This window comes from Streptomyces sp. NPDC050636, from assembly GCF_040654775.1.
GTDB lineage: Bacteria > Actinomycetota > Actinomycetes > Streptomycetales > Streptomycetaceae > Streptomyces.
Genome location: NZ_JBFAIP010000231.1, coordinates 1 through 3,002 on the forward strand (window position 1 = coordinate 1; position 3,002 = coordinate 3,002).

Annotated in this window: 2 protein-coding genes; both read left to right on the forward strand. The window is 69.3% G+C overall.

Annotated elements, in window-relative coordinates; all coding sequences use genetic code 11:
• Positions 1 to 1,101: beta-ketoacyl reductase (locus tag AB0I10_RS40860; protein ID WP_363157809.1), on the forward strand; the 1,101-nt coding region annotated here is incomplete at its 5' end.
• A 43-nt stretch (positions 1,102 to 1,144) separates the two neighbouring features.
• Positions 1,145 to 3,002: type I polyketide synthase (locus AB0I10_RS40865; protein WP_363157810.1), on the forward strand; the 1,858-nt coding region annotated here is incomplete at its 3' end.

Here is a 3,002-nt window from a genome sequence, read left to right on the forward strand (position 1 = left end):
GGGCGCAGCGGCCCCGCGCTGTCGGCGGTGATGCACACCGCGGGTGTTCTGGACGACGGCGTGGTGGACCGCCTCTCCGCGCCGCGTCTGGAGACGGTGCTGGCGGCCAAGGCCGCGAGCGCCGCCCACCTGGACGAGCTGACCGCGGACCTGGACCTTGACGCGTTCGTACTGTTCTCCTCCGCGGCATCGACGTTGGGCTCTGCGGGGCAGGGCAACTACGCGGCCGCGAACGCGTACCTGGACGCCGTGGCCGAGAATCGGCGGGCCCGTGGCCTGGCCGGTCTGTCGGTGGCCTGGGGCCTGTGGGGCGGAGGCGGCCTGGCGGAGTCCAAGGAGGCGATCCGGTCGCGGATGAAGCGGCTCCCGATGCCGGCGATGGATCCGCAGCTGGCGGTACGGGCGTTGGGTGAGTCGCTGCAGGGTCCCGATGCCGTCGTGACGGTGATGGACGTGGACTGGGCCCAGTTGGCGGCGACTGCGGTGGGCCTGTCGCAGAGTCCGCTGGTGCGGGACCTGCCGGAGGTCCGTCAACTGGCCGCCGTCGGCGCCGGACCTGCAGATGCCGCGCCTGGTGAAGGAGACCTGGGCCGGCGTCTGGCCGGGATGGACCGGGCCGAGCAGGAGCGGGTGCTGACGGATCTGGTGCGGGCCGAGGCGGCCGTGGTGCTCGGACATCCCTCGCTGGAGGCGGTGCAGGCCCAGCAGGCGTTCAAGGACCTGGGCTTCGATTCGCTGACGGCGGTCGAGGTCCGAAACAGGTTGAACGCTGCTACTGGGCTGCGGGTGCCAGCTACGTTGATTTTCGACTACCCCACCCCCGTGGCGGTGGCCACCTGGCTGCGTACTGAACTCATCGAGGACGAAGCGGTTTCGGTGCCGATACTCGATGACCTCGACCGGCTCGAATCCAGCCTGTCGAGTTCCGCGCCCGACCAGGAAATAGGCGAAAGCATCACGAGGCGGCTGCAGAAAATTCTGTCCCAGTGGATCGAGAAACAGGGCGGAGCGGAGTCCGAGAGTGAAGAGGTCGAACTCCAGTCGGCAACTCCCGACGAGGTGTTTGAGTTTCTGGACAAGGAACTTGGCCTGTCCAACTAGTTGCTTCGGACTTATTGACGGCACGCTTTAGTAAGGGGTCCCTGTGGATAACCAAGAGAAACTCTTCGCCTATCTCAAGAAGACTGCAGCCGAGCTCCAGGAGACGCGGAAGCGCCTGCACAAGCTGGAGGCCGGCGACTACGAGCCGCTGGCGATCGTCGGGATGGCGTGCCGGTATCCGGGCAGTGTGGAGAGCCCGGAGGATTTCTGGGATCTGCTGTCGACGGGCGGCGACGGGGTGGGCGAGTTCCCGACCGACCGCGGGTGGGACCTGGAGAGTGTCTACGATCCGGATCCGGAGAAGTCCGGTAGGTCGTACACGCAGTCGGGTGCTTTCGTGCGGGATGCGAGCGGCTTCGATGCGGGTTTCTTTGGGATCAGTCCGCGTGAGGCGCTGGCGATGGACCCGCAGCAGCGGCTGCTCCTTGAGGTTTCATGGGAGGCCCTGGAGCGGGCGGGGATCGACGCGGGGACGTTGCGCGGCAGCAAGACCGGCGTATTCGTCGGCGGTTTCACGTCGAATTACATAGTGAACCTGGAACTGTCGGAGGGGGGCACGGACAGGCTTGAGGGTCACATGATGACCGGCAACCTGACCGCCGTGCTGTCGGGCCGAGTGTCGTACGTGCTGGGCCTGGAGGGTCCGGCGCTGACGGTGGACACGGCGTGTTCGTCGTCTCTGGTGGCGCTGCACCTGGCCTGCCAGGCGATCCGCGCCGGGGAGTGCTCGATGGCACTGGCCGGTGGCGTGACGATCCTGGCGCAGCCGGGCATGTTCGTGGAGTTCTCCAAGCAGCAGGGCCTGTCGGTGGACGGACGCTGCCGCGCGTTCTCCGACGACGCCAACGGGACCGGCTGGGCCGAGGGCACGGGCATGGTCGTCGTGGAGCGGCTGTCCGACGCGCGGCGCAACGGGCACAAGGTGCTGGCGGTCATCCGCGGCAGCGCGATCAACCAAGACGGCGCGTCCAACGGCCTGACCGCCCCCAACGGTCCGTCCCAGCAGCGCGTGATCCGTGCCGCGCTGGAGAACTCCCGGCTGTCGGCCGCCGACGTGGACGCGGTGGAAGCGCACGGTACGGGCACCAAGCTGGGCGACCCCATCGAGGCCCAGGCCCTCCTTGCGACCTACGGCCAGGAGCGCAGCGGGGGACAGCCGCTGTGGCTCGGCTCGGTGAAGTCGAACATCGGGCACACCCAGGCGGCTTCCGGTGTGGCAGGCGTGATCAAGATGGTCCTTGCGATGCAGCACGGAGAGCTGCCGCGGACGCTGCATGTCAACGAGCCCTCACCGCACGTGGACTGGGCCTCCGGTGAGGTGGAGCTGCTGTCGGAGCCGGTGCCGTGGCCGGCCGGGGAACGCCTGCGCCGTGCCGGTGTGTCGTCGTTCGGCGGCAGTGGTACGAACGCCCACCTCATCCTGGAGGAGGCTCCCGCCGAGGACGCCGGGTCCGGGGACGAAGCGCAGGGCGTGCCGGAGGACGGCGCGGCCGGGTCGGCGGATGCGGGCGGAGCCGGTGCTGCGCCTCCCGTGGTGTCGGGTGCCGGTGCGTGGCTGGTGTCGGGGCGTTCGGCGGAGGGCCTGTCGGCGCAGGCGGGCGGGTTGCGCGAGTGGGTTTCGGTACGGCCGGAGTTGGAGCCGGTGGATGTGGCGTGGTCGTTGGCGACCACGCGGGCGGCCTTCGAGCACCGTGCCGTGGTGGTGGGCGGCGACCGCGGCGAGCTGGTGGCCGGTCTGGAGAGCGTGGCCGATGGGGCGCCCAGCGGTGTCGTCGTCTCGGGCGTGGTCAAGCCCGATGTGCGGACGGTGTTCGCCTTTGCGGGTCAGGGGTCGCAGTGGCTGGGCATGGGGCGGGAGTTGGCGGAGTCCAGCCCGGTGTTCGCAGCGCGCCTCGCGGAGT